The organism is Telluria antibiotica (assembly GCF_011682055.1).
GTDB classification, from domain to species: domain Bacteria; phylum Pseudomonadota; class Gammaproteobacteria; order Burkholderiales; family Burkholderiaceae_D; genus Telluria; species Telluria antibiotica.
The window spans coordinates 72,653-98,821 of sequence record NZ_JAAQOM010000004.1; the positions used below are offsets into that span (position 1 = coordinate 72,653).

24 protein-coding genes are annotated in these 26,169 nt (G+C 65.4%); 16 read left to right on the top strand and 8 right to left on the bottom strand.

Going from position 1 to position 26,169, the window contains the following annotated elements:
* The 4 genes from HAV22_RS07885 to HAV22_RS07900 form a co-directional block, all read left to right on the top strand.
* Positions 1-3,007: beta strand repeat-containing protein (locus HAV22_RS07885; RefSeq protein WP_229421138.1), on the top strand; the 3,007-nt coding region annotated here is incomplete at its 5' end.
* Between the two features lie 200 nt (positions 3,008-3,207).
* Complete coding sequence (locus HAV22_RS07890) at positions 3,208-3,750, top strand: gamma carbonic anhydrase family protein (protein WP_166858272.1); 543 nt, start codon at positions 3,208-3,210, stop codon at positions 3,748-3,750.
* Between the two features lie 65 nt (positions 3,751-3,815).
* Positions 3,816-4,199: a hypothetical protein gene (locus tag HAV22_RS07895; protein WP_166858274.1), complete on the top strand. Its 384-nt coding sequence runs from the start codon at positions 3,816-3,818 to the stop codon at positions 4,197-4,199.
* Positions 4,200-4,314: 115 nt separating this feature from the next.
* On the top strand, positions 4,315-5,043 hold the full coding sequence (locus HAV22_RS07900; protein ID WP_229421139.1) for a hypothetical protein: 729 nt from the start codon (positions 4,315-4,317) through the stop codon (positions 5,041-5,043).
* Positions 5,044-5,073: 30 nt separating this feature from the next.
* Here the strand turns inward: HAV22_RS07900 and HAV22_RS07905 are convergent, their stop codons facing one another.
* The 4 genes from HAV22_RS07905 to edd all read right to left on the bottom strand — a co-directional run bounded on the left by HAV22_RS07905 (position 5,074) and on the right by edd (position 8,783).
* On the bottom strand, positions 5,074-5,559 hold the full coding sequence (locus tag HAV22_RS07905) for a hypothetical protein (RefSeq protein ID WP_166858276.1): 486 nt from the start codon (positions 5,557-5,559) through the stop codon (positions 5,074-5,076).
* 75 nt (positions 5,560-5,634) lie between these two features.
* The gene (locus tag HAV22_RS07910; protein WP_371869575.1) at positions 5,635-6,192 is read right to left on the bottom strand and encodes a Rhs element Vgr protein; all 558 of its coding nucleotides are present in this window, start codon (positions 6,190-6,192) and stop codon (positions 5,635-5,637) included.
* A 21-nt stretch (positions 6,193-6,213) separates the two neighbouring features.
* On the bottom strand, positions 6,214-6,837 hold the full coding sequence (eda, locus tag HAV22_RS07915; protein ID WP_166858781.1) for a bifunctional 4-hydroxy-2-oxoglutarate aldolase/2-dehydro-3-deoxy-phosphogluconate aldolase: 624 nt from the start codon (positions 6,835-6,837) through the stop codon (positions 6,214-6,216).
* Positions 6,838-6,866: 29 nt separating this feature from the next.
* Positions 6,867-8,783: a phosphogluconate dehydratase gene (gene edd / locus HAV22_RS07920; protein ID WP_166858278.1), complete on the bottom strand. Its 1,917-nt coding sequence runs from the start codon at positions 8,781-8,783 to the stop codon at positions 6,867-6,869.
* Between the two features lie 281 nt (positions 8,784-9,064).
* Here edd and pgi point away from each other — a divergent pair, with 281 nt between their 5' ends.
* The 7 genes from pgi to HAV22_RS07955 all read left to right on the top strand — a co-directional run bounded on the left by pgi (position 9,065) and on the right by HAV22_RS07955 (position 15,893).
* The gene (gene pgi / locus HAV22_RS07925) at positions 9,065-10,705 is read left to right on the top strand and encodes a glucose-6-phosphate isomerase (protein WP_166858280.1); all 1,641 of its coding nucleotides are present in this window, start codon (positions 9,065-9,067) and stop codon (positions 10,703-10,705) included.
* Positions 10,706-10,715: 10 nt separating this feature from the next.
* Positions 10,716-11,612 (top strand): SMP-30/gluconolactonase/LRE family protein, encoded by an 897-nt coding sequence (locus HAV22_RS07930; protein ID WP_229421140.1) that lies wholly within the window; start codon positions 10,716-10,718, stop codon positions 11,610-11,612.
* A gap of 236 nt (positions 11,613-11,848) precedes the next feature.
* Positions 11,849-13,318, top strand: coding sequence for a glucose-6-phosphate dehydrogenase (gene zwf / locus HAV22_RS07935; protein ID WP_166858282.1), 1,470 nt, complete (start codon positions 11,849-11,851; stop codon positions 13,316-13,318).
* Positions 13,319-13,328: 10 nt separating this feature from the next.
* Positions 13,329-14,183, top strand: coding sequence for an SIS domain-containing protein (locus HAV22_RS07940; protein WP_036233661.1), 855 nt, complete (start codon positions 13,329-13,331; stop codon positions 14,181-14,183).
* 59 nt (positions 14,184-14,242) lie between these two features.
* Positions 14,243-14,893, top strand: coding sequence for a TonB family protein (locus HAV22_RS07945; protein WP_166858284.1), 651 nt, complete (start codon positions 14,243-14,245; stop codon positions 14,891-14,893).
* 11 nt (positions 14,894-14,904) lie between these two features.
* Positions 14,905-15,492, top strand: a complete 588-nt coding sequence (locus HAV22_RS07950; protein ID WP_166858286.1) for a YdeI/OmpD-associated family protein — start codon at positions 14,905-14,907, stop codon at positions 15,490-15,492.
* A gap of 131 nt (positions 15,493-15,623) precedes the next feature.
* The gene (locus HAV22_RS07955; protein ID WP_166858288.1) at positions 15,624-15,893 is read left to right on the top strand and encodes a hypothetical protein; all 270 of its coding nucleotides are present in this window, start codon (positions 15,624-15,626) and stop codon (positions 15,891-15,893) included.
* On the opposite strand, the gene HAV22_RS07960 is transcribed toward HAV22_RS07955, so the two are convergent.
* The gene (locus tag HAV22_RS07960; protein ID WP_166858290.1) at positions 15,894-16,505 is read right to left on the bottom strand and encodes an NAD(P)-dependent oxidoreductase; all 612 of its coding nucleotides are present in this window, start codon (positions 16,503-16,505) and stop codon (positions 15,894-15,896) included.
* A 141-nt stretch (positions 16,506-16,646) separates the two neighbouring features.
* Between HAV22_RS07960 and HAV22_RS07965 the strand changes: the two genes are divergently transcribed.
* Together HAV22_RS07965 and HAV22_RS07970 are read left to right on the top strand one after the other, a co-directional pair.
* Positions 16,647-17,027 carry a winged helix-turn-helix transcriptional regulator gene (locus tag HAV22_RS07965; RefSeq protein WP_166858292.1) on the top strand — a complete coding sequence of 127 codons (381 nt, stop codon included), beginning with the start codon at positions 16,647-16,649 and terminating at the stop codon, positions 17,025-17,027.
* A 94-nt stretch (positions 17,028-17,121) separates the two neighbouring features.
* Positions 17,122-19,620, top strand: coding sequence for a glycoside hydrolase family 95 protein (locus HAV22_RS07970; protein ID WP_208296111.1), 2,499 nt, complete (start codon positions 17,122-17,124; stop codon positions 19,618-19,620).
* On the opposite strand, the gene HAV22_RS07975 is transcribed toward HAV22_RS07970, so the two are convergent.
* Both HAV22_RS07975 and HAV22_RS07980 read right to left on the bottom strand, forming a co-directional pair.
* On the bottom strand, positions 19,613-20,911 hold the full coding sequence (locus HAV22_RS07975; RefSeq protein ID WP_166858294.1) for an MFS transporter: 1,299 nt from the start codon (positions 20,909-20,911) through the stop codon (positions 19,613-19,615). The genes HAV22_RS07970 and HAV22_RS07975 overlap by 8 nt on opposite strands.
* A gap of 33 nt (positions 20,912-20,944) precedes the next feature.
* Entirely contained in the window at positions 20,945-21,523 is a 579-nt protein-coding gene (locus tag HAV22_RS07980; protein ID WP_166858296.1) for a TetR/AcrR family transcriptional regulator, read from the bottom strand.
* A 146-nt stretch (positions 21,524-21,669) separates the two neighbouring features.
* Here HAV22_RS07980 and msrC point away from each other — a divergent pair, with 146 nt between their 5' ends.
* Both msrC and tal read left to right on the top strand, forming a co-directional pair.
* Complete coding sequence (gene msrC / locus HAV22_RS07985; RefSeq protein ID WP_166858299.1) at positions 21,670-22,167, top strand: free L-methionine (R)-S-oxide reductase MsrC; 498 nt, start codon at positions 21,670-21,672, stop codon at positions 22,165-22,167.
* A 135-nt stretch (positions 22,168-22,302) separates the two neighbouring features.
* A complete protein-coding gene (gene tal / locus HAV22_RS07990; protein WP_166858301.1) occupies positions 22,303-23,232 on the top strand; it encodes a transaldolase in 930 nt (309 codons plus the stop codon).
* Positions 23,233-23,301: 69 nt separating this feature from the next.
* Here tal and HAV22_RS07995 read toward each other — a convergent pair whose 3' ends face one another.
* The gene (locus tag HAV22_RS07995) at positions 23,302-24,927 is read right to left on the bottom strand and encodes a methyl-accepting chemotaxis protein (protein WP_166858303.1); all 1,626 of its coding nucleotides are present in this window, start codon (positions 24,925-24,927) and stop codon (positions 23,302-23,304) included.
* 398 nt (positions 24,928-25,325) lie between these two features.
* Between HAV22_RS07995 and HAV22_RS08000 the strand changes: the two genes are divergently transcribed.
* The gene (locus HAV22_RS08000; RefSeq protein ID WP_166858304.1) at positions 25,326-26,168 is read left to right on the top strand and encodes a TauD/TfdA family dioxygenase; all 843 of its coding nucleotides are present in this window, start codon (positions 25,326-25,328) and stop codon (positions 26,166-26,168) included.
* The last annotated feature ends 1 nt before the right edge of the window (position 26,169 follow it).

The window sequence follows — 26,169 nt, forward strand, 5'->3', positions numbered from 1 at the left end:
GGCCGCGCTGACCTTGACCGCGACCAGCAACACGAAAACCTACGATGCGACGACGGGCGCGGCCGCTGGCCCCTCCATCAGCGGCCTGCAAGGCGCGGATACCGTAACTGGACTGTCCGAATCCTACGCCGACAAGAATGCCGGTACCGGCAAGACCCTGTCGGTCAATGCGGGCTACGTCGTCAACGATGGCAACGGCGGCGGCAACTACACCGTCTCCACCGTCAACAACACGACGGGCGTCATCAACAAGGCCGCCCTGACCTTGACGGCAGTCAGTGACACCAAGACCTATGACACCACAGCCAGCTCGGCGGGCGCACCCACCGTCAGCGGGCTGTTCGGCAGCGATTCGGTAACCGGAATCAGCCAGTCGTTCGCGGACAAGAATGCCGGCACCGGCAAGACCTTGTCGGTCAATGCGGGCTACACGCTGAACGATGGCAACGGCGGCAACAACTACACCGTCTCCACCGTCAACAACACGACGGGCGTCATCAACAAGGCCGCCCTGACCTTGACGGCAGTCAGTGACACCAAGACCTATGATGCCACGGCCAACTCGGCGGGCGCTCCCACCGTCAGCGGCCTGCTCGGCAGCGATTCGGCAACCGGAATCAGCCAGTCGTTCGCGGACAAGAATGCCGGCACCGGCAAGACCTTGTCGGTGAATGCGGGCTACGTCGTGAACGATGGCAACGGCGGCAACAACTACGCCGTCTCCACCGTCAACAACACGACGGGCGTCATCAGCAAGGCCGCCCTCACCGTGATCGCCAACAACGACGCCAAGTTCGTGAGCAAGGCCGACAATGCCGGCTATGCGGGCGCCAGCTATACCGGCTTCGTCGGTGGCGAAGATGCGAGCGTGCTCGGAGGCTCGCTCAACATCGTGCGCAGCAACGCCGGCGTCGGCGAAGCGGCCGGCACCTATCATGGTGTCCTGAACGCCAGCGGATTCACCTCCGGAAATTACACCATCGCTTATGTCGCGGGCAATTACACGGTGGTGCCGGCCAACCAGTTGCTCGTGCGTCTGAACAACGTGAGCGCGACCTACGGCAGCACCCCGGCTTACGGCGTGCAGACGGCGCAGTACATGCTGCTTGACGGCACGGTGGTCAACGTCAATTCGACAGTCACCGGCTCGCACGTGAGCGTGAACGATGGCGCCGGTGGCAATGTCGACTTCAATATTGCGGTGACCGGCGCGGCCTACAGCACTGGCAATAACCTGAGGGTCAACAGCTATCAGCTCGACGGTGGAAACGTCACGGGCAATTCCGCGAACTTCAGCAACACGCTGACCGTGCTGGGTGCGCGCACGGTCAATCCGTTGGCCATTACCGTTTCACCCACCGGCGTCAGCAAGACCTACGATGCCACGACGGCGATGACGGGCCTGACGCTGAATCTCAATGGCGCGCTGGCGGGCGATATCGTCACCGCCGATGGCAACGGCAGCTTCGCCAGCAAGAATGCCGGCACCAACCTGGCGTACACCGTCAGCAACCTGGGCCTGTCCGGTGCCGACGCGGCCAACTACACGCTGGCCAACGGCGGAAGCACTTATAACGGCAACGATGGCGTCATCAACAAGGCCGCGCTGACGTTGACGGCGACCAGCAACACCAAGACCTATGACGCGACGACGGGCGCGGCAGCCGGTCCCACCGTCAGCGGCCTGCAGGGCGCGGACACCGTAACTGGACTGTCCGAATCCTACGCGGACAAGAATGCCGGTACCGGCAAGACCCTGTCGGTGAATGCGGGCTACGTCGTCAACGACGGCAACGGCGGCAATAACTACACCGTCTCCACCGTCGACAACACGACCGGCGTCATCAACAAGGCCGCGCTGACCTTGACGGCAGTCGCCAACACCAAGACCTACGACGCGACGACGGGCGCAGCCGCTGGTCCCACCGTCAGCGGCCTGCAAGGCGCGGATACCGTAACCGGACTGTCCGAATCGTACGCGGACAAGAATGCCGGCACCGGCAAGACCTTGTCGGTGAATGCGGGCTACGTCGTGAACGATGGGAACGGCGGCAATAACTACACCGTGAACACGGTCGACAACACGACGGGCGTCATCAACAAGGCCGCCCTGACCTTGACGGCAGTAGGCGACACCAAGACCTACGATGCCACGACCAGCTCGGCAGGCGCCCCCGCCGTCAGCGGCCTGCTCGGCACCGATACGGTGGCCGGGACAAGCCAGTCGTTCACGGACAAGAACGCCGGCACCGGCAAGACCCTGTCGGTGAACGCGGGCTACGTCGTCAACGATGGGAATGGCGGCAACAACTACACCGTGAACAAGGTCAGCAACACGACCGGCGTCATCACACCGCGGTCGATTACCGTCGCGGCACCCGATAACGTCACCAAGGCTTTCGATGGCACTAACAGTGTCCCATCATCGTATGTGCCGGTCATCAGCGGTGGTGTCGGGGAAGGCGTCCAAAGTGCATTGCTGTCGTATGGCACGCCGGATATCGGGTCTGGCAAGACGGTGAACGTGAGCAATGTGGTCATGAATGACGGCAACGGGGGGAACAACTATGCCGTCACGGTCGTCGCCAATACCACCGGGATCATCAATCCCGTCGCCGCCCCTGTCATTCGCAATGTGCAGCCCGTGCCGGAGGTCGCGTCCGCGGTGCGCCGTAACGTCCCGTCCAACGCGTCCGACATCGCGCTGGAAGTGCCGATTTCGCTGGAGGGAAGACTGCAGGCCGACGGCTACATCCAGCTGACAGATATCTTGCCGCAAATTCCCGAGATCACGACACTCACATCGGTCGCCGAAACTGGCTTGAATTCACTGCCGGCCGGAGTCAGCTACGATGCGATGCGCGGGCAATTGCAATACGAGAAGCTGACAGACATCCCATCCAACCTGACGGCCACGGGCCTTGACCGCAACAATAGGCTGCGTCACATCAAGCTCCGGCTCAGGTTCCGGCAACCGCAGGCGGACAGTCTTGCAGGTACGTTGTAATCAGACCTTGGCACCGACCGCATGCTGATGGAGGGCCGCAGCGACTGATGGAATCGCTGCGGCCATGACCACCGTCGATGCCGCCCGCGGCTGAAGCAGACCGGCAGCATGTCATCGATGGTCATGTCCCTGCTGCAATAACCGGTTGCGCATCGCGGGCGCATTTGTCACTATGCCCGCACACGAACACATCCACCGACATGCCAATCTCTTCCTACCTCGATACCACACCCCAGATCGCCGAGCGCGTCTACCTGCACCCATCGGCCCAGGTGATCGGCAGCGTCCGGCTGGACGCCGACAGCTCGATCTGGTGCAACGCCGTGCTGCGCGGCGACGTCAACGACATCGTCATCGGCCGCTGCACGAACATCCAGGACCTGACGATGGGCCACGTCTCGCACAGGACGCCCGCCAAGCCGGGCGGCTCGCCCCTCGTCATCGGCGACCACGTCACCATCGGCCACGCCGTAATCCTGCACGGCTGCCGGATCGGCAACGAATGCCTCGTCGGCATGGGCACCATCGTGATGGACGACGTGGTCGTCGAAGACCGCGTCATGATCGGCGCCGGCAGCCTCGTCCCGCCCGGGAAGACGCTGGAAAGCGGCTTCCTGTACGTGGGCCGGCCCGTCGCCAAGGTCCGGCCGCTGACCGACGCCGAGATCGCGTACCTGCGCTATTCGGCCGAGCATTATGTGCGCGTCAAGGACAACTACCTGAACGGTCCCGCTGGCCAATAGCCGTGCGCGGCAGGAACGGGGCGGGCGCGTAGAATCGGTTATCGGAACGACAACCGGAGACATCCATGCCGAAACAGCAGACGCCATCGATCACCTGGCAGGACGACGCGCCACCGTCCGACTACGAGGCTGCGGGCCACTACCTGGCCCTCGTCGACGTGCAGAAAAACATCGACAAGGCGCTGGCCGACCTGCACGCGGGCGCGATCGTCGAATACAAGGCGACGGACTTGCTGCGCGCCGCCCAACTCGCCGTGCCCAAGGCGGACGACCGCCCGACGCGCGAACAGATCAAGAAGATCAAGCGTGGCGAACCCGTGTCGCCCGTGCTCCTCGTGCGCGTGCCGGCGCTGAAGAAGGTCATCGTCGCGGATGGATTCCACCGGATTTGCGCGGCGTATCGCATCGATCCGGACGTCGTGCTGCACTGTAAGCTGGCAGGGGGGTGAGATTGCGTGCATTTTTCGGCATGGCAACCCGATACACTCGACATCATCCGCGCTGCCGTCCGTTCGGCGGCAGCGCGGTTTCCCAACGCTTGCCGGAGTGACGACCATTCGACCCATGAACACCTTCAGCCGACCGCATGCGCGTCCGGCACTGTTGCTGGCTGCCGCCCTGCTGGCCAGCCCAGTGCACGGGGCGGAAACCCGCCGTGGTCCGATGGCGACTTTGAGCGCCCTGGCCGATCGGATCTATACCCTGGGCGAAACGAGCGGCAGCGCCGCGGACATGATTGCGGCGGAGACGGCCGCAGCCGCCGAAGTAGGCCAATACATCGCCAGCGGTGCAACCGATGGCCTGTTGGGGCCGGCAAAGGGTAAATCCCCTCTTGCGACGGCGGCGTACATGGGCTACCCCGACGTCGTTGCCGCGTTGCTGGCTTCGCCGCTCGTGCGGGCGCACATCGACGATGCCGATGACATGGGCGTTACCCCTTGGATCGCGGCAAACTTCTCGATGAAGCAGAGCTTGTGGGCATGTAATCCCGCCGTGTTCGGTGACCCGTTCAAATTCGTACCGATGCTCGTCACCCAGCCGTATTACGTGTCCAACGCCGTGCCGCCGTACCGGAAGACCAGGGAACTCCTGGAGCAAGCGGGCGCCCATGCGGACATGGCCAAGGCAAAGGACGTGTGGCTCGCGAATTGCAAGAACAGGTCGCCCGCCATCGAATCCGGGATCCGCGGCGCGACCGATTTACAGAAAACCGTCCAGGCACTCGGCGCAACGACGTTGACTGAACAATTGCAGCGGATGCAGAAAAAGGCGGCGGAAGCACGGAAGCAATAAGCCGGCAGCCGAGGATGCATCTGCGCACCCTCACTCCCCCTGCGCCGCACATTCCACCGTGTGCCGCCCTCCGCCACTCCCGATCTGGTGCACGACGGCGCTGCCGTCCTCCCGGCGCGCGACGCAGAACCGCGCTTCGTACGCCGACGCGGCCCGCGCGCCGCCCGCCCGCGCGTCGATGCGCACGTTGTAGACCCGCCCCGGCGAGAGCGCCGTGGACGCCGTGCGCGGCAGCGCCGCCACCCGGCCGCCATACGGCACACACATGCCGTACGTGAGCGGGAACGTATGGCCCTTCGGCATCGCCATCTTCCACACGGGACGTGTACCGTCCCACACGGCGATCGCCTGGAAATCCGGCGCGCCCAGGCGTGCCTCGCGCGCCGCGATGGTGAAGCACGGCCCGCCGCGCGGCCCTTTGCGCACCTCGGCCTCGCCTACGCGCGCGTACGTGTGCACAGGCAGCGTGGCATACAGCAGCAGGATGGGCACTCGGATGCGGAAGGCGATGGGCATGACGGCCTCGCGGGACGTGGACGCAAGCCGCAAGCCTACGACGCCACCGCGACCGGATTTTGATGACGCGCAAGCTCAGGTGGATGCCGTCGCGCGGGCGAAGCGGCGGGCGCCGCCACGCGGCAGGTTGTCCGGGTCGCGCGGATCGGCGAGGAACCGGGCCAGCACCCGTTCGTACAAGGCCAGTTGGCCCGCGTAACGGCGCTGGCGCATGATGCGCGTGTTGCGCATGTATTTCAGCGCGAAATAATCGGCGAGCAAATCGCCCTGCGCTTCCATGTTGTAGTCGGCAAGCGTTGCATCGGGCCGCAACTCGTAGCGGTACGACAGGCCGATGCGGAGTGCGCCACGCAGCCGCACCGGGTAGCCCAGCTGGTGCTGCCATACGTGCACCATCTCGTGCATGAACCAGTGGATCGTGTGCGGATCACCCGCCGCATAATCGGGCAGGAAGCAGGAAGGGTGAAAATAGATGCTGCCATTGGGCGTCATGGCGCAGTTCTTCGGCTGCACCAGCGGCAGGTAGCGGCGGCCGTGCACGCGCACGCGCGCGAGGTCGAGGGCGCCGCCGAACAGCAGCGACGCCATCTGCATCTCGCCCGGGGTCAGGCCCCGGACCCGCAGTTTTCTCACCTTCGCTGCATATGACGGAACTCAGGCCGCCTTCAGTGCGGCCGCGGCTTTCGCGAGCTCGGTGATCAGGCCCCAGTTGCCGGCCTTCATCGCGTCGGCCGGGGTCAGCCACGAGCCGCCCACGCACGCCACGTTCTTCAGCGCGAGGAATTGCGGTGCCGTCTCGATCGAGATGCCGCCCGTCGGGCAGAACGTGATGTCCGGCAGCGGGCCGCCGATCGCCTTCAGCATGCCGACGCCGCCCGCTGGCACGGCCGGGAACAGCTTCAGCTGCTTGAAGCCGGCTTCGCGCGCCACCATCACCTCGGACGGGGTCATGCAGCCCGGCAGCATCGGCAGGCCGCTCTTCTTCGCGGCGTCGATCAGCGCCGGCGTCAGGCCCGGCGACACGCCGAACACGGCGCCCGCATCGCGCGACGCGGCCAGTTCTTCCGGCTGCGTCAGGGTGCCGACGCCGACGATGGCGCCTTCCACCTGCGACATCGCGCGGATCGCCTCCAGGCCGTGCTTCGTGCGCAGCGTGACTTCGAGCACGCGGATGCCGCCGGCGACGAGCGCCTTGGCGAGGGGGACGGCATGGTCCGGGTCGTCGATCGCGATCACGGGGATCACGACGGCGGATTTCATGATGTCCAGCAGGGTCATATCGTTACTCATCGTTGCGCTCGCTTTGCTTATTTGGATTTACGAAACAGGAAGTCTTCATCCGAGCCCGGCATGATCTCGCCGCTGTCGGTGCCTTCGTGCAGGGGAACGGTCGTCTCGATCGGCGACGGCAGCGGGAAGTGGGCGGCGCCCTCCTCGGCCGCGCTGACGGATTTGCGGAACACGTCGAACAGCTCGCGGCCCATGCCGATGTGGTTCGAGCTCAGGTCGGCCGTCGCCATCTTGCGCGCGGCCCATACGTCTTGCGGCACCAGCGCTTCCAGCGTGCCCGCCGTGGCGTCGACACGGATGATGTCGCCGTCACGCACGAGGCCCAGCGGACCGCCGGCCAGGATTTCCGGCGACACGTGGATCGCAGCCGGCACCTTGCCCGACGCGCCCGACATGCGGCCGTCCGTGACCATCGCGACGTGGAAGCCGCTGTCCTGCAGGTTCGCCAGCGCCGGCGTCAGCGCGTGCAGTTCCGGCATGCCGTTGGCGCGCGGGCCCTGGAAGCGGATCACGGCGACGAAGTCGCGGTTCAGCTTGCCGGCCTTGTAGGCATGCATGAAGTCTTCCTGCGAGTCGAACGTCAGCGCCGGCGCCTCGACGACGTGGTGGTCCTTCTTGACGGCCGAGATCTTCATCACGGCGCGGCCCAGATTGCCCTGCACGAGGATCAGGCCGCCGTTGTCGCTGAACGGGTTCGTATGCTTGCGCAGCACGGACTCGTCGCCGCTCTGTTCCGGCAGGTCGCGCCAGACGACCGTGTCGCCGTCCAGGAACGGTTCCTTGCAGTGGTTGCGCAGGCCGCGGCCCAGGATCGTGTTGACGTCGTCGTGCACGAGGCCCGCGTCCAGCAGTTCGCGGATGACGAAGGTCGGGCCGCCGGCGGCCTGGAAGTAGTTCACGTCGGCGTCGCCGTTCGGGTAGACGCGCGTCAGCAGCGGGATCACTTTCGACAGCTCGTCGAAGTCGTTCCAGTCGATGATGATGCCGGCCGCGCGCGCGATGGCGACGAGGTGCAGCGTGTGGTTCGTCGAGCCGCCCGTCGCGTGCAGCGCGGCGATGGCGTTGACGATGCACTTCTCGTCGACGATGTGACCGATCGGCATGTACTCGCCGCCCTGCTGCGAGATCTTGACGGCATGCTGCGCGGCGGCGCGGGTCAGCGCTTCGCGCAGCGGCGTGTCCGGATGGACGAACGCGGCGCCCGGCAGGTGCAGGCCCATCATCTCCATCAGCATCTGGTTGCTGTTGGCGGTGCCGTAGAACGTGCAGGTGCCGGCGCCGTGATACGCCTTGGCCTCGCCTTCCATCAATTCCTCGCGCGTGGCTTCGCCCTTCGCATAGCGTTGGCGGATGGAGGCCTTTTCCTTGTTCGAGATACCGGTCGCCATCGGGCCGCCCGGCACGAAGATGCCGGGGATGTGGCCGAAGTGCAGCGCGCCGATCAACAGGCCCGGCACGATCTTGTCGCAGATGCCGAGGTACAGGCTGGCGTCGAACATATTGTGCGACAGCGCGATGGCGGTCGACATGGCGATGGCGTCGCGCGAGAACAGCGACAGCTCCATGCCCGGCTGGCCTTGCGTGACGCCGTCGCACATGGCGGGCACGCCGCCGGCGAACTGGGCCACGGCGCCGACTTCACGCACGGCGTCCTTGATGACCTTCGGATAGGCTTCGAACGGCTGGTGCGCCGACAGCATGTCGTTGTACGAGGAAACGATGGCGACCGAAGGCTGCTTGTATTCGCGCAGCTTGAGCTTGTCGTTGGCCGGGAACGCGGCGAAGCCGTGCGCCAGGTTCGTGCACGCCAGCACGCTGCGCTGCACACCCTTCACGCGCGCCGCGTCGAGATGCGCCAGGTAGGCCTGGCGCGACGGCCGGCTACGCTTGATGATCCGGTTGGTGACCTGTTCTACTACGGGGTGCAGCGCCATGATCTGTTCCTTGTGAATTAGATTTATGAAATTTTACTACGAAATGCGCATTGCCGCGCATTTGTCGAATAATGTGGGAATTGAAAGCGGGTGTCGGATGTGGATATCGCACGGTCGTCGGCAAGTGCGTCGCGGTAGGGTGGGCACCCCGTGCCCACGCGTCCAACCAGCCCATACTCATCCGCAGCTTCGCAACACGACGAATTTTGTGTAGTGAATTTACGCTCGCATCCTGTATGATTCGATAACCTGCACAAAATGACATCATACCGTCCATCACCATGCGCCAACCATCCCTGACCAGCACCGCAAGTTACCAGGCCCTCCAGTCCCACGCCAAGGACGCCCAGCAATGGCAGATGCGCGACCTGTTCGCGCAAGACCCGCAGCGCTTCGAGCGCCTGTCGAGCGAAGCCGCGGGGCTGTTCCTAGACTATTCAAAAAACCGCCTGGACGGGCGCACGCTTGCACTGCTGGCAGACCTGGCGCGCGAACGCGGTGCCGAGAAGCTGCGCGACGCCATGTTCAACGGCGACAAGATCAACCTGACGGAACACCGCGCCGTCCTGCACACGGCGCTGCGCGCGCCGAAGGACAAGCAGATCACCGTCGACGGCCAGGACATCACGGCCGACGTGCACGGCGTGCTCGCACGTATCAAGGCCTTCAGCGACGCCGTCCGCAACGGCCAGTGGCTGGGCCACACGGGTAAGGAAATCACGGACATCGTCAACATCGGCATCGGCGGTTCCGACCTCGGCCCGAAGATGGTCTGCCTCGCGCTGCGCCAGTACGCGCACCCGCGCCTGACCATGCACTTCGTATCGAACGTCGACGGCCACGACATGGACGCGGCGCTGTCGCGCGTGAATCCGGAAACGACGCTGTTCATCATCGCGTCGAAGACGTTCACGACGGCCGAGACGATGATGAACGCGAACACGGCACGCCAGTGGTTCCTCAAGCACGCATCGGAAGCGGCGCTCGCGAAGCACTTCGTCGCCGTGTCGACGAACGTCGAAGCGATCAAGAAATTCGGCATCGATCCGGACAACATGTTCCCGTTCTGGGACTGGGTCGGCGGCCGTTATTCGGTGTGGTCCGCGATCGGCCTGCCCGTCGCGCTGTGCGTGGGCTACGGCTATTTCGCCGACTTCCTCGCGGGCGCGCACGCGCTGGACGAGCACTTCCGCACGGCCCCGATCGAAGAGAACTTGCCGATGATCCTCGCGCTCGTCGGCTTCTGGAACCGCGAATTCCTGGGCTGCGCGTCCGTGTCGATCGCGCCGTACCACCAGGACCTGAACCGCTTCCCCGCCTACCTGCAGCAGCTCGAGATGGAAAGCAACGGCAAGCGCGTCACGCGCGCCGGCGACACCATCACCGACTACGAAACGTGCCCCGTGATCTGGGGCGACGTGGGCACGAATGGCCAGCACGCCTACTTCCAGCTGCTGCACCAGGGCACGGACGTGACGCCGATGGACTTCATCGCCACGCTGCGCCCCGCGCACGAATTCCAGAACCACCACGCCGCGCTGCTCGCCAACTGCTTCGCGCAGTCGGAAGCCTTCATGAAGGGCAAGACGGCGGACGAAGTACGCGTGGACCTCGCCGGGCAAGACCCGGCCGAGATCGAGCGCCTCGTGCCGCACAAGACCTTCCCCGGCAACCGTCCGAGCAACACGATCCTGATGGAGTACCTGACCCCGGCCACGCTGGGCGCCCTCATCGCGCTGTACGAGCACAAGACGTTCGTGCAGGGCGCGCTGTGGGACGTGAACAGCTTCGACCAGTGGGGCGTCGAGTTGGGCAAGGTGCTGGCGAAGAAGATCGAGGCGGAACTGAACGGCGACGCGCAGCCGGCGCAGCACGACGGCTCGACCAACGGCCTGATCGCGCGCGCCAAGGCCGCCGTCTGAGGAGCGTTCCATGAAGAGCGAAAAATTCCACATCGTGCATGACGAGCCGATGCTGGTCGGCGAATCGGCCGTCTGGCATGCGATCGAATCGGCACTGTACTGGGTCGACATCGACGGCAAGTCGGTGCATCGCCTGCATCCGTCGAGCGGCAAGTACTCGCGCTGGAGCACGGCGACGGAGCCGTCGGCCATCGCCGTCGACCAGGACAACAACCTCGTGCTGGCCACGCGCGCCGGCTTCGTCTACCTGAACACGACGACGGGCGAGCTCACCGACATCGCGCCCGCGCCGTACGACACGAACATCATGCGCTTCAACGACGGCCGCGTCGACCCCGTCGGCCGCTTCTGGGTCGGCACGATGTACGAGCCGCGCGACCAGCCCAAGGCCGAGATGTACGTGCTGGACAAAGGCCAGCTCAGCCAGGCGTGGGCTGGCGGCATGACGAATTCGAACGGCCTGTCGTTCAGCCCGGACGGCAAGACGATGTACCACGCCGACACGACGACGCACCGCGTCGACGCGTACGACTACGACGTCAAGACGGGCACGGCATCGAACCGCCGCAACCTCGTCACCTTCTCCGACGACAAGAAAGCGCCGGACTACGGTGGCCGTCCGGACGGCGCGGCGGTGGACAGCGAAGGCAATTACTGGGCCGCGATGTTCGAAGGCGGTCGCCTCGTCAAGCTGTCGCCGACGGGCGAGCTGCTGCAGGTAATCGAGCTGCCCGTGCGCTGCCCGACGTCCGTCGCGTTCGGCGGACCGGACCTGCGCACCCTGTACGTCACCAGCGCCAGCAAGGGGCGCTCGAACGACGAGCTGGCGAAGTATCCGCACAGCGGCAAGGTACTGGCGTTCAGCGTCGACGTGCCCGGCATCGAGCAGGCCGAGTACCGAGCCTAATCCAACGGCTGTGCATTATTGTAGGGTGGGCACCCCTGTGCCCACGCGAACGCAGGCATAACGCGAACGTACGCTTGGGCACGGGGTGCCCACCCTACGCGCCTTTTTCTCTTGCGCCCACACCTCCACGGATGTGGCACCATTAACTCCAAGCCCATACGAATTCGTAGTAAATTTTCTTGCGCTATCAATAATCGTGTAGTAAATTTACAGCATTTCCTTCCTCGACAGACACCATGGCTCTTTCCGATTTCGATCTCGTTTTCTTCGGCGGCAGCGGCGACCTCGCGATGCGCAAGCTGCTGCCGGCGATGTTTGCCCGTGACGTGTGCAACGACCTGCCCGCAACGGCGCGCATCATCTGCGTCGGCCGTGACGAAATGTCGCAGGAGGCCTTCATCGAGATGGTGGAAACGAACGCGAAATCGCACGTGAAGGAGAACGTCGACGCGGCCGCGTGGCAGAAATTCCTCGATCGCATCACCTATGTCGCCGTCGACGCGGGCAACGTCGCGACCTATGCCACGCTCGCCGAGGCGCTGCGCAAGGACTCGTCGCTCACGCGCGTGTACTATCTCGCAACGCCGCCGCAGCTGTTCGCGCAAATCTGCGAGAACCTGGCCGCCGTGGGCCTGGCCACGCCGAATTCGCGCGTCGTGCTGGAAAAGCCGCTGGGCCGCGACCTCGCGTCGGCCAAGCAGATCAACGCCGACGTCGGCAAGGTGTTCGCGGAATCGCAGATCTACCGGATCGACCACTACCTCGGCAAGGAAACCGTGCAGAACCTGCTGGCGCTGCGTTTCGGGAACATCCTGTTCGAGCCGCTGTGGCGCCGCGAGTGGATCTCGGACGTGCAGATCACCATCGCCGAAAAGATCGGCGTCGGCAACCGCCTCGGCTATTACGACAACTCGGGCGCGCTGCGCGACATGCTGCAGAACCACCTGTTGCAGCTGCTGTGTATCGTCGCGATGGAACCGCCGACGTCGATCGCGCCGGACGCCGTGCGCGACGCCAAGCTGCAGGTGCTGCGTTCGCTGAAGCGCTTCACGCCGACGACGCTGTCGCAGAACATCGTGCGCGGCCAGTACCGCTCGGGCTATGTCGACGGCCAGCCGGTGCCGGGCTACCGCGAGGAACCGGGCGCGCCGAAACAGTCGAAGACGGAAACCTTCGTCGCGATGAAGGCCGAGATCGATACGTGGCGCTGGGCCGGCGTACCGTTCTACCTGCGTACCGGCAAGCGCATGGCCGACCGCCTCGCGGAAATCGTCGTGCGCTTCAAGCAGATTCCGCATTCGATCTTCAACCAGCCGACGTCGAGCTTCCAGCCGAACAGCCTCGTGATCCGCCTGCAGCCGGACGAAGGCCTGTCGATGAACCTCATGGCGAAGACGCCGGGCGACTCCATGCGCCTGAAACAGGCCGAACTCGAGCTGGACTTCCGCGAACAGTTCAAGTCCCCGCGCATGGAAGCGTACGAGCGCCTGCTGCTGGACGTCCTGCGCGGCCAGCTCACGCTGTTCATGCGCGGCGACGAGCTGGAAGCCGCCTGGGAATGGGTCGAGCCGATCCTCGAATACTGGGACCAGGACGACACGACGCCGGCACCGTACACGTCGGGCACGTGGGGCCCTGCCGCCGCGTCCGCGCTGATCGGCCGCGACGGCCTGCAATGGCGCGAAGAAGCGCTGCCGGAAGATTAAGGAAGACGCCGTGCTGCTCGATTCGATCCGCACCCAGCTCGACTCGCTGTCGAAATCCGAGCGCAAGGTGGCGCTCGCCGTGCTGGCCGCGCCCAGCGCCACCGTGAGCCAGAACATCACGGCGCTGGCGCGCAGCGCGCAAGTGTCGGAGCCGACCGTCGTGCGCTTCTGCCGCACGCTCGGCTACGACGGCTGGCACGAGTTCAAGCTGAAGCTCGCGCAGGGCCTCGCGCTCGCGCTGCCCGGCGCCAGCGAGCAGCCGGCGCAGGACGACCTGGCCGCGGACCTCGTCAACAAGATCTGCAGCCGCTCCATCAACACGCTGCTCGACCTGCGCAACAACCTGAAGCCGGAACTGATCCAGAAGGCGCTCGACATCCTGTCGCGCGCCAACAAGATCGAGTTCTACGGCCAGGGCACGTCGGGCTTCGTCGCGGCCGACGCACAGCACAAATTCTTCCGCTCCGGCGTGCCGACCGTCGCGTACACCGACCCCGCGATCCACGCCATCGCGGCCGCGCTGCTGCGCGAAGGCGATGCGCTCGTCGCGATCTCCCAGCGCGGCAACAACCCGTCGCTCACGCGCTCCGCGAAGCTGGCGCGCCGCGGCGGCGCCGAGGTGATCGTGCTGGCGCCGTCCGGCACGCCGCTCGCCGACATGGCGAGCCTCCTGATTCCGATCGACCTCGTGTTCGCGATCGACCCGTACACGCCGATCTCCGCGCGCCTCGCCTACCTCGTCGTGATCGACGTGCTGGCGGTGGGCCTCGCGCTGCAGCGCGGTCCGGAATTCCGCAAGAAGATGCAGAATGCGCAGAAGGCGCTGCAGGAATTCGACCTGCAGTTCGATTCGTTCATCGGCTAGCTTCTTTACAAACCGTCCGTCGGCGCCTAAAGTCGAGCTATTTGAACGTGGCTCGACACATGACCTTCAGCGCTTCGAAATGCCTGCTCGCCGCCGCCGCGCTGGCGGGTGCCGCATTGTCCTGCACCGCGTCCGCGGCGTGTCACAAACCGCAATATCCGAAACTGTCCCTGCGGGAAAGTGAAGACGGCGTCGCCATCGTGGCGTTTCTCGTCCACGCCGACGGCACCGTTGGCGATTCGGTCGTCCTAGCGTCCACCGGATTCCCCGCCCTGGACCGGGAGACCCGGGAAGCGCTAGGGAAATGCGTGTTCAAGCCCATGACAGAAAACGGCAAACCCGTCGAGGCTTGGCAGCCCGTCCAATACTTCTGGAGACTCGTGGACGACCCCGACATGGCCAATGCCAAGCATGTCGCTGCCGAGGCGGTCCGCAAAGGCGACGTCAATGCGCTGTATCGCTTGAGTATCCTGCTGAACGCGGCCCCTAAATCCGGCGAGGACCGCGAGAAGGTCGTCGTGCTGCTGAAAAGCGCCGCGGAGCGGGGCGCTGCAGCCGCCCAGTACGAACTGGGCCGCCGTTACGAGAAGGGTGACAAGATAGAGGCGAATCTCGAGGAAGCGATGCGTTGGTACGAGAAAGCCGCCGCGCAGGGCGACGTGCTTGCCATCCAGCGCCTGCGCATGGGCGAACTCACCTACCAGCCGTAAGCCTTCATCGGATGACCACCCCCGTTTTCTTCGAGGACGCACAAGCCTTCCGCACCTGGCTCGCGGCACACGCGCACGAAGCGCGCGAACTGCTCGTCGGTTTTCATAAAGTCGGCACGGGCAAGCCGTGCATGCGCTGGTCCGACTCGGTCGACCAGGCGCTGTGCTACGGCTGGATCGACGGCGTGCGCAAAGGTATCGACGAGCACACGTACACCATCCGCTTCACGCCGCGCAAGGCCGGCTCGATCTGGAGCGCCGTGAACATCGACAAGGTCGCGAAGCTGCGCGAGCAGGGCCTGATGACGCCGGCCGGCGAAGCCGCGTTCGCGGAGCGCTCGGAAGCGCGCTCGCGCGTGTACTCGCACGAGCGCGAAACGCCCGCCGAACTGGAAGCCGCGGACCGCGCCCGCTTCAAGCGCCACAAGGCCGCGTGGGCCTATTTCGAGGCGTGTCCGCCCGGCTACCGCAAGCGCATGCTGCACGTCGTGACGAGCGCGAAGAAGCCGGAGACGCGGGCCGCGCGGCTCGAGCGGCTGATCGAGGCGTGCGCGGAGGGGCGGCGGCTCGACGAGTGGCAGCCGGCGAAGAAGACCTGACACGACCTGTCGAGCGGACACGCCCGCACATCCGATAGAACCTTTTGCCATCGAAGGGGCATCAACCGGGGAACACGCATTACTCGCCCTCGCGCCGCGCTCGGTGCGGGAAGGCGGAAGGAGGAACTATCATGCGTACGACAACGACATTGGCGCTGGCCCTGCTATTGGGTGGCTGCGCAACGCAGGCGGACCGCGCCGCAGAGCAGCAGCGCGAAGTGGACGAGATGATCGCGGTGTACGGGCCGGCGTGCGAACGGCTCGGCAACGCGCGCGACTCCGAACAGTGGCGCTCGTGCATTCTCGCGCTGGATACGCGGAATGCCGTGCGCTACCGGACGGCGCCGACGACGACCACCTGCTTCGGCCATCGCGGCTTCTTCAACTGCTCGACGTTCTGATCAATACCCGACCGTGAACCGCTCGCGCACGTGCGCGGGCTTCTCGATCTCGTCGACCAGCGCGACGGCATAATCTTCGTACGAGATCGTGCTGCCCTTCTCGCTCACCAGCAGCTCGTCCTTCGCGAGGCGGAACTTGCCTGTGCGCTCGCCCGGCACGAACAGCGCGGACGGCGAGATGAACGTCCAATCGAGATCGGTCACGCCACGCAGCGCGTCGAGGAAAGCGGCGCCCTTCGTCGCCTCGTCCTTGTAGGCGGCAGGGAAATCGGGCTGGTCGAGCAGGCGCTTGCCCGGTGCGACGAACAGGCTGGCGGCACCGCCCACGACCAGATAGCGTTTGACGCCGGCCTCGCGCACGGCACCGATCAGCGCCTGCGGATCGCTGTCGAGGAAGCGCACGGCGCTGATCACTGCGTCGTGGCCCTTCAGCACCTCGGCCAGGCCGGCGGGGTCGGCGACGTCGCCGCGCGCCGCGGTCACGCCCGCGCGCGCCGGGACTTTCGCCGGGTCGCGCACGATGGCCGTGACCTGGTGGTTGCGCGAAACGAGTTCGTTCAGGATGCGCGTGCCGACGTTTCCGGAGGCGCCGATGAGAGCAATGCGTGCCATATGGTTCCTTTAGTCTGTGGTTGATGGCAGGTCTAAAATCCAGACCGATAAAGCATCTTATGCTAGTCTGCGCATGCCGCACAAGAAGTCAGCGCGGCGTGATCAGGTCAGCGCGAACTGACCGCTACCCCCAGGAACATCATGGTCAAGACGAATCTGTTGGCCGCCGACGGCGGCTTCGAACAACCCTGCCCCATCCGCGACGTGCTGGACCGCATCGGCGACCAGTGGAGCCTCCTCGTGCTCGAGGCCCTCGAAGGCGGCACGAAGCGTTTCAATGAATTGATGCGCGAACTGGGCGACATCTCCAAGCAGATGCTGTCGCTGACCTTGAAGCGCCTGGAAGAAGACGGCTTCGTGCGCCGCACCGTGTATCCCGAAGTGCCGCCGCGGGTCGAGTACGACCTCACGCCGCTGGGCCACTCCTTCCTCGTGCCGATGAAAAGCCTCGTCGCATGGGCCGACGAGCATCACCGGCTGGTGTGCGAGGCGCGTACCCACTACAGGGCCGCTGCGAGGTAATGAAAATAATTCCCTGGATTGATTTTTATTTATAATAAACAATCGACGATGCGCACCCGGCATCACCGACTCACAACAATCACAGGAGATAACATTGGGCAAAGCAGGTCATCAACACATCAACCTCGGTCGGCGTCGCGTGCTCGGTACGATGGGCCTCGCCGCCGCCGCGACCGGCATGCCCGGCCTGGCCGGCGCAACCGTCGTGGCGCGTACGGAGGCCGGACGTGAACAGCTGGCGCTGTGGTACGAACGCCCTGCCAGCCCGTGGGTCGAAGCCCTCCCCGTCGGCAACGGCCGGCTCGGCGCGATGGTGTACGGCCGTCCGTTGCAGGAGCGCCTGCAACTGAACGAGGACACGCTGTGGGCCGGCGGTCCGTACCGATTCGACAATCCGGAATTCAAGACGGCGCTGCCGCGCGTGCGCGCGCTGATCGACGCGGGCCGCTTCATCGAAGCGCGTGACCTGGTGGCGCAATCGCTGATCTCGAAGCCGGCCACGCAGATGCCTTACGGTACGGCCGGCGACCTGCTGCTCGATTTCCATGGACTCACGCCGACGCAAGCGTACCGCCGCTCGCTCGACCTCGACACCGCCATCGCCACGACGCGCTTCGAGAGCAACGGCGCGCGCCACGTGCGCGAGGTGTTCGCGAGCGCCCCCGACCAGGTTATCGTGTTGCACCTGAAGGCCAACGGCGGCGGCACCCTGGACTTCGACGTCGGTTACCGCCATCCACGCCAGGTCGATTACGGCAAGACCAATTACGACGGCAAGTCCGCGCAGGATCCCTCGGCCGCCACGGGCGGCCCCTGGGACATGAAGGAAGATCTGGAAGAATCGAAGCGACCGGCCAGCCTGGTCGTCCGCGCGGACGGTCCACGGGCCCTGCTGGTCGAAGGCGGCAATGCGGACGCCGCCGGCATCAAGGGCGTGCTGCGCTACGCCGTGCGCGTCATGGCGCTGGGCGACGGCAAGGTGACCGTCGAAGGCGACCGCCTGCGCGTGCGTGGCGGACGCGACGTCACGGTGCTGATCGGCGCCGCGACCAGCTTCGTCAACTTCCGCGACACGAGCGGCGACCCCGCGCAGTCCGTACGCGCGCGCATGGACGCCGCCGCGCGCAAGCCGTATGCGCGCCTGCGCGCCGACCACGTCGCGGCGCACCGTGCGCTGTTTTCGCGCCTGTCGCTGCGCCTCGGCCGCGCGGACGCGGGTGCCGCCGTCCCCACCGATGCGCGCATCGCTGCCGTCCCGCAGACGGACGACGCCGCGCTCGCGGGACTGTCCGCGCTGTACGCCCAGTACGGCCGCTACCTGCTGATCTCGTCGTCGCGGCCGGGCAGCCAGCCCGCCAACCTGCAAGGCATCTGGAACGAAGGCATCTATCCGCCCTGGGGCGGCAAGTACACCATCAACATCAACACGGAGATGAACTACTGGCCGGCGGAAGCGGCCAACCTGGGCGAGTGCGTGGAGCCGGTCGTGAGAATGGTCGAGGAACTGGCCGTCAACGGCGCCGACGTCGCGCGCGACAGCTACGGTGCCCGCGGCTGGGTCGCGCACCACAACACCGACCTGTGGCGCGCGGCGGCGCCCATCGACGGTCCGAACTGGGGCATGTGGCCCTGCGGCGGCGCGTGGATGTGCAAGACGCTGTGGGACCATTACGAGTACACGCCGGACGACGCCTATCTGCGCCGCATCTACCCGCTGCTGAAGGGTGCCTCGCAGTTCTTCGTCGACGTGCTCGTCGAGGACCCGCAGGGCCGCGGCCTCGTGACGTCGCCATCGATCTCGCCGGAGAACACGCACCATCCGGACGTGGCCGTATGCGCGGGTCCGGCGATGGACCGCCAGATCGTGCGCGACCTGTTCGCGTGGACGCTGGCCGCGCACGAGCGCGTGGGCGATCCGGACATGGAGTTCCGCAAGGCGGTGGAAACGAAGCGCGCGCGACTGGCGCCGGACCGCATCGGCGCCCAGGGCCAGTTGCAGGAATGGCTGGAGGACTGGGACGGCCAGGCGCCGGAACAGCATCACCGCCACGTCTCGCACCTGTACGCGGTCTATCCCAGCGAGCAAATCAACGTGCGCGACACGCCCGACCTGATCAAGGCCGCCAAGACGACGCTGAACACGCGCGGCGACCTTTCCACCGGCTGGGCAACCGCATGGCGCCTGGCGCTGTGGACGCGCATGGGCGAAGGCGAGCGCGCCTACGGCATCCTGCGCGGCCTGCTGGGCCGGGAGCGCACCTACCCGAACATGTTCGACTCGCATCCGCCGTTCCAGATCGACGGCAATTTCGGCGGCTCGGCCGCGATCCTCGAGATGCTCGTGCAGTCGTGGGGCGGCGAGATCCGCATCCTGCCCGCGCTGCCGCGCGCATGGCCGGAAGGCGCGGTGCACGGCGTGCGTGCCCGCGGCGGCGTCGAGGTCGACCTGGACTGGGCCGGCGGCCGCGCCACGCGGCTCACGCTGCGCGGCAAGCCGGGGCAAGCGGTGCAGGTGCGGATCGGCCAGCGTCTCGCGTCCATCAAGCTGGATGCCTCCGGACGCGCGCGGCTGTCCGGGGCGGCGCTCAGTTGACGGCGCCTTCCGCGACCGGCGCAGGGACGGCCACGCGGCGCCGTCCCGCCAGCACGACCAGCGCGGCGATGCCGCACGCTACCGCTGCCGTGTAGACGGCAGGCGAATACGTGAACGAGATCGTGCGGACGCGGCCCGCGCCGTAGGCCGCCACGGCCGCACCCAGCTGGTGGCCGGCGAACACCCAGCCGAAGATCATCGGCGCGCGCTTGCCCCAGGCCTGGGCGGCCAGGCGGACGGTCGGCGGCACGGTCGCGATCCAGTCGAGGCCATAGAACATGGCGAACAGCGACAGGCCCGTGAGCGTGAAGTCGGCCGACGGCAGCCAGGCCAGCGACAGGCCGCGCATGCCGTAGTACCAGCACAGCAAATAGCGGCTGTCGTAGCGGTCCGACAGCCAGCCGGACAGGATCGTGCCGACGAGGTCGAACGTCCCCATCATCGCCAGCACGGACGCGGCCGGGACGGCGCCGAGGCCCGCGTCGCCGCACAGCGAAATGAAGTGCGTCTGGATCAGGCCATTCGTCGACAGGCCGCAGATGAAGAAGCTGCCGAACAGCACCCAGAACACGCGGTCGGCGCGCACGCTGGCCAAGGTGGTGAACGGCGTACGGATCGACACGGCGCCACGCGCCGGCACGACGGGCTGCACGGACGTGTCGCCACCAAACGGCGCGAGGCCCAGTTCCTGCGGATGGTCGCGCACGAACAGCAGCGCGAGGACGGCCACGAGCGCGCAGCTGGCCATCACGGGCAGCAGCGCCATGCGCCAGCCGCCGTGCTCGATCAGCCACGTGCCGACCGGCAGGAACACGAGCTGGCCCGTCGCCGAGCTGGCGGTCAACAGCCCCATCACGAGACCGCGGCGCCGTTCGAACCAGCGGTTGGCGACGACGGCGTTGAGCACGAGGGCCGTCATGCCGGAGCCGATCCCCAGCATCACGCCGAGCAGCAGCACGAGCTGCCAGAAGGCCGTCATCTCGCGCACGAGCGCGAGGCCGGTCCCGATGACGGTCAGCGCCGTCACCATCACGTTGCGCAGGCCGAAGCGCTCCATCAGCAGCGCGGAAAATGGGCCCATCAGGCCGAACAGGGCGAAGCGCACGGCAAGCGCCGACGAGATCTGGTCGACGCTCCAGCCGAATTCCTGGCTCAGGGGTTTCAGCAGGGCGCCAGGCAGGCCGAGGGCGGCGGACGACGACAGGGCCGTCAGGAAGGTGATCGCGGCGACGAGCCAGCCGTAGTGCAGGCCGTGGCGGCCGAGCCGCTGCGCAAGACGTGTGGAAAGCATGGTGATCCTCGATGAAGGCGCGGGTGCACGTGCTTACGCGCGGGTGGATGGGAGCAGGCGGTCGACGGCGGCCGCCAGGATGTGGCGGGCGTACGCGTCGTCGTCGACGGCGCGCGCCAGCACGAGCGCGCCGACCATCGTCGCGAACGCGGCGAGCGCATCGTCCGGCGTCGCGGCCGGATCGGCCTGGCGCAGGGCGCTGCCGAGGATCTCGACGAAGGTCTTCACGCCCGCCTCGAAATGGCGCGGCAGGTCGGGGCCGTGGCGGGACGCGTCCGCGCCGAGCGAGGCGATGACGCAGCCCGTGCCCACGCGGCCGCGGTGCCCCGGCGTCAGGTAGCGGCGCACGAGGGCCGCATAGGCGCTCTCCCCCGCCTCGGCCGCGGCGCGCCGCCAGCCGTTGATGCCCGTCTCCAGCGCGCGGTCGCAGGCCTGGGCGATGAGGTCGTCCTTCGACTTGAACTGCTTGTAAAACGCGCCGTGCGTGAGGCCGGCGGCAGCCATCAGCTCGGCGAGGCCGACGCCGTCGAAGCCCCGTTCGCGGAACAGGCGGCTCGCCGCATCGATGACGGCCTGGCGGTTTTCCTCCGCCTGGATTCGATTGACCCGCATGGCTTTCTCCGTGGGAGTGTCAAAAATGGATGTCAATCATAATCCATTTTCGAAAATAGATGTCAAGTACAATCTATTTTACCGACCGGCAGCGAATGGCACGCTGCCGTAAAATACGGCTTTCGACAACGCCTCATCCGTCCGCCATGCACATCAATCCCGAACGCAGCGCCCGCCCCGACTATGGCCTGCTGGTGCGCCAGGTCGCCAGCATCCTCGAGGGCGAACGCGACCTCACCGCCAACGCGGCGCAATTCTCCGCGCTCGTCTACGACACCCTCGCCGACTTGAACTGGGCCGGCTTTTATCTGACCGTCCCGAGCAAGTCGGGCGATGGCTCCGACCTGCTCGTCGGCCCGTTCCAGGGCAAGCCGGCCTGCGCCCGCATCCCGTTCGGCCGCGGCGTGTGCGGCGCGACGGCCGTCCGGCGCGAAACCATCGTCGTGCCGGACGTGCACGCGTTCCCGGGGCATATCGCCTGCGATTCGGCGTCGAATTCGGAAATCGTCATCCCGCTCGTCAAGAATGGGAAGCTGGTCGGCGTGTTCGACATCGACAGCCCTCTGCTCAACCGTTTTTCCGACGAGGACAAGGCCGGTCTCGAGGCCATGGTGGCGGCGTTCCTGGATGCCACCGATTGTTGATTTAGGATGCATTTGGTGGGCACAGGGTGCCCACCCTACGTTTTATGTCGCAGCCGTAGGGTGGGCACCCCGTGCCCACCATCGCAGGCCCGGCGATTGGTACAATAACGGTCTACTCCCCTTTTCCGCCGCATCATGAACCAACTCGAACAGCTCAAGCAGTACACCACCGTGGTGGCCGACACCGGCGACTTCCAGTCGATCAAGGCCTACGCCCCGCAGGACGCGACGACGAATCCGTCGCTGATCCTGAAAGCCGTCCAGAAGCCGGAATACCGTCCGCTGCTGGAAAAGACCATCGCCGCCTTCCCGACCGCGTCGACCGAGGAAATCGTCGACCGCCTGCTGATCGCATTCGGCACCGAGATCCTGAAGTTCGTGCCGGGCCGCGTGTCCACCGAAATCGACGCCGCCCTGTCGTTCGACACGGCCGCCACCGTCGCCAAGGGGCGCGAACTGATCGCCCTGTACGAAGCGGCCGGCATCAAGCGCGAGCGCGTGCTGATCAAGATCGCGTCGACGTGGGAAGGCATCCGCGCCGCCGAGATCCTCGAGAAGGACGGCATCCGCTGCAACCTCACGTTGCTGTTCTCGCTGTGCCAGGCCGTCGCCTGCGCCGAAGCGGGCGTGCAACTGATTTCGCCGTTCGTCGGCCGCATCTACGACTGGTACAAGAAATCGACCGGCACCGACTACCAGGGCGCGGAAGATCCGGGTGTGCAGTCGGTCAAGCGCATCTACCAGTACTACCGCAAGTTCGGCTACAAGACCGAAGTCATGGGCGCGAGCTTCCGCAACACGTCGCAGATCCTGGAACTGGCCGGTTGCGACCTGCTGACCATCTCGCCGGACCTGCTGCAGAAGCTGGCCGATACCGAAGGCACCGTGGAGCGCAAGCTCGTGGCCGATACGACGGCGGACATCCAGAAGATCGCGCTCGACGAAAAGACCTTCCGCTTCATGCTGAACGAAGACGCGATGGCGACCGAGAAGCTGGCCGAGGGCATCCGCGCGTTCTGCGCCGACTCGGGCAAGCTGAAAAAGATGATCGAAGAAATGCGTTAAGCTCCACCGCGGCGCAAACGAAAACGGCAGCCCGCGGGCTGCCGTTTTTCATGGCCGGATGGCGTGTTCTCAGGCGTGCGCCAGTGCGCGCACCGGTTGCATGGCCACCTCGTAGGCCGGCTCGTACGATGCCTCGTGCGCGTCGAGACGGAACACGCTGACCAGCTGGTCCAGCGCGGCCGCCTGTTCCTGCAGGCTCTGCGCCGTGCTGGCGGCCTGCTGCACGAGGCCCGCGTTCTGCTGGGTCACCGTGTCCATCTGCGTGATGGCCTGGTTCACCTGCTCGATGCCGGCGCTCTGCTCGCGGCTCGCATGGCTGATCTCGGCCATGATCGCGTGCATCTGCTCGACACTCTTCAACACGTCGGTCATCGTCGCACCCGCTTCCGCCACAAGCAGGTTGCCCGCCTCGACCTGCTGCACGGAGCTGCCGATCAATTCCTTGATCTCTTTTGCCGCGGCGGCCGAACGCTGCGCCAGGTTGCGCACTTCCGTCGCGACGACAGCAAAGCCGCGGCCCTGCTCGCCGGCACGCGCAGCTTCCACGGCTGCATTCAGTGCGAGGATGTTCGTCTGGAACGCGATGCCGTCGATGACGGAAATGATGTCGACGATCTTTTGCGACGACGCGTGGATCGAGCCCATCGTGTCGACGACGCGCGCGACGGCGCTACTGCCCTTCTGGGCGACTCCGGCGGCCGAATCGGCCAGCGCGTTCGCCTGGCCTGCGTGGTCGGCGTTCTGGCGCACGGTCGACGTCAGCTGTTCCATCGACGCGGCCGTCTCTTCCAGCGAGCCGGCCTGCTGCTCCGTGCGCGCCGACAGGTCGAGGTTGCCGCTGGCGATTTCGTCGGACGCCTGCGAGATCGTCGCGGTGGCGCCGCGCACGTCGCCCACGATCTTCGCCAGGTTGTCGCGCATGGACTTCATCGCGAACAACAGGCTCGACGCGTCGCCGGCACGGGTTTCGACGCGCACCGACAGGTCGCCGGCCGCGATGCGGCTGACGATCTCGGTGGCGTAATCGGGCTCGCCGCCAAGGCGGCGCATCAACCAGCCCGTGATGAACGCTGCACCGGCCGCACCCAGCACGACGCTGCCGAGCACCAGCGAGATGATCCACACGCGCGACGCCGAGTAGCGTGCATTGCCCTCGACGGCCGCGGTACGGCCGCCTTCCGTGTACATGTCGACGATCTTGTCGACGTGGCCGCGCAGCGCGACGATCAACTTGTTCGATTCGCCGCGGAGCAATTGCTTGCCTAAGTCATCGTCATTCGCACGACCGGCGGCGCGGATCTTCGCGTCCTCGACCATGTAGCGGTCCCACATCTCGAGGAGCTGTGCATACATCTGCTTTTCCTCGGGCGACGCGAGCAGCTTCACGTAGTCGTCCTGCATCTTGTGCAGGTCGTCGAGGTCCTTGGCGATGACCTTGTCGTATTTATCCATTTCCGACTGTTCGTTGGAAAGAATGTATTGCAACTCACGCGTACGAATACGGGCGATTTGCGATTTGATGTCTTCGATGACACGAATGCTCGGCATCCAGTGCGACGACAATTTCATCGACGTGTCATTCACTTGTGCTAATTGCCAGATCGCGACTGCACCGACGAACGCGGTCAGCGCCAGCACGGCAGCGAATGCAATTCCTAATTTCGTAGCAAGACGCAAGTTTGATAAATATCTCATTTTGACCGTTTTAAATGTTGGCTTTCATGTTACAATGTTTCCGCACATCAACAATGATACTCGACATGGGATGTCTACACATCTTCAATCTTCATTCCTGTCGAGTTTTCGCCACACAAGAACTGTCAAATTTTTTGAATTAAAAGTTTGAAATAAGTTTATTTCAACACTGAAATACAACGATACGAACGCCACATATCTTTTAGAATACCAAACTTTCCGTACGGCAACTTTTGGAGCTCCTGATGCTTTCGTCCATTTCTTATCTTGGCAAAGTCGCATTCGCGAAATGCACCTTCTCGTGGAACTCGGATCTCGATTCCATTTTCGAAATATTGTCGAATCGCTTCGATAGTTTTAATGACAATGGCTTCTACCCCCATCCGGACGAAATCGAGTTGCGCAAGGAATTGGGCACGGTGCCGACGCTCGCCCATCTGGCGGAAGGCGTACGCGGCCTGCAGGCCCATGGCGTCGTGCTGTACGACCTGGGTCTCGCGCACCTGCCGGAAGACCGCCGCAACGCCGCGCTGTACGCCATCACCTTGATGCTCGGCTACCCGACGTCGACGGACCAGCGCACGGGTCGTGTCGCCTGGGACGTCCGCGCCCGCCCCGTCGAAGAAATCGACGGCCGCTTCACGACGTTCTCCGAACGCATCGGCAGCGCCGACATGCACACGGATTCCTCGTTCTATCCGATGCCGGAAGAGCAGTTCATCCTGTACGTCGTGAACGCCGCCCGCTGCGACGGCGGCCACTCGCTGCTCGTCGACGGCGAGGACATCTACCAGGCGCTGCAGCAGACCGAGGAAGGCCGCAAGGCGTTCGACCTGCTCAGCACGACGCCGGTGCCGTTCCGCGTGCCCGCCATCTATGCGGCCGGAGAGGACAACGTCGAAGTCAACGTCGCGCTCGTGTTCGGCCCGGCCAAGCGTCCCGGCACGCGTTTCACGATGCGTTGGCGCTACGACTCCATCAAGAAGGGCCTGGCCGCGCGGCCCGACCTGGAAACGCCCGAGCTGCGCGCCGCGCTGGAGTTGATGAACGACGTGGCCGAGAACCGCGCCGTGCGCTTCAAGGACCAGTTGCCGACCGACACGCTGATGTTGGCCGACAACCACCACATGCTGCATGGCCGCACGACCTACACGGACGAGCGCCGCCACCTGATCCGCATTCGCATTTCGGACGTGCCGAACGCCGAGCGCATTGGCCCGTCGGGCGTCGTCAGGGATTGAC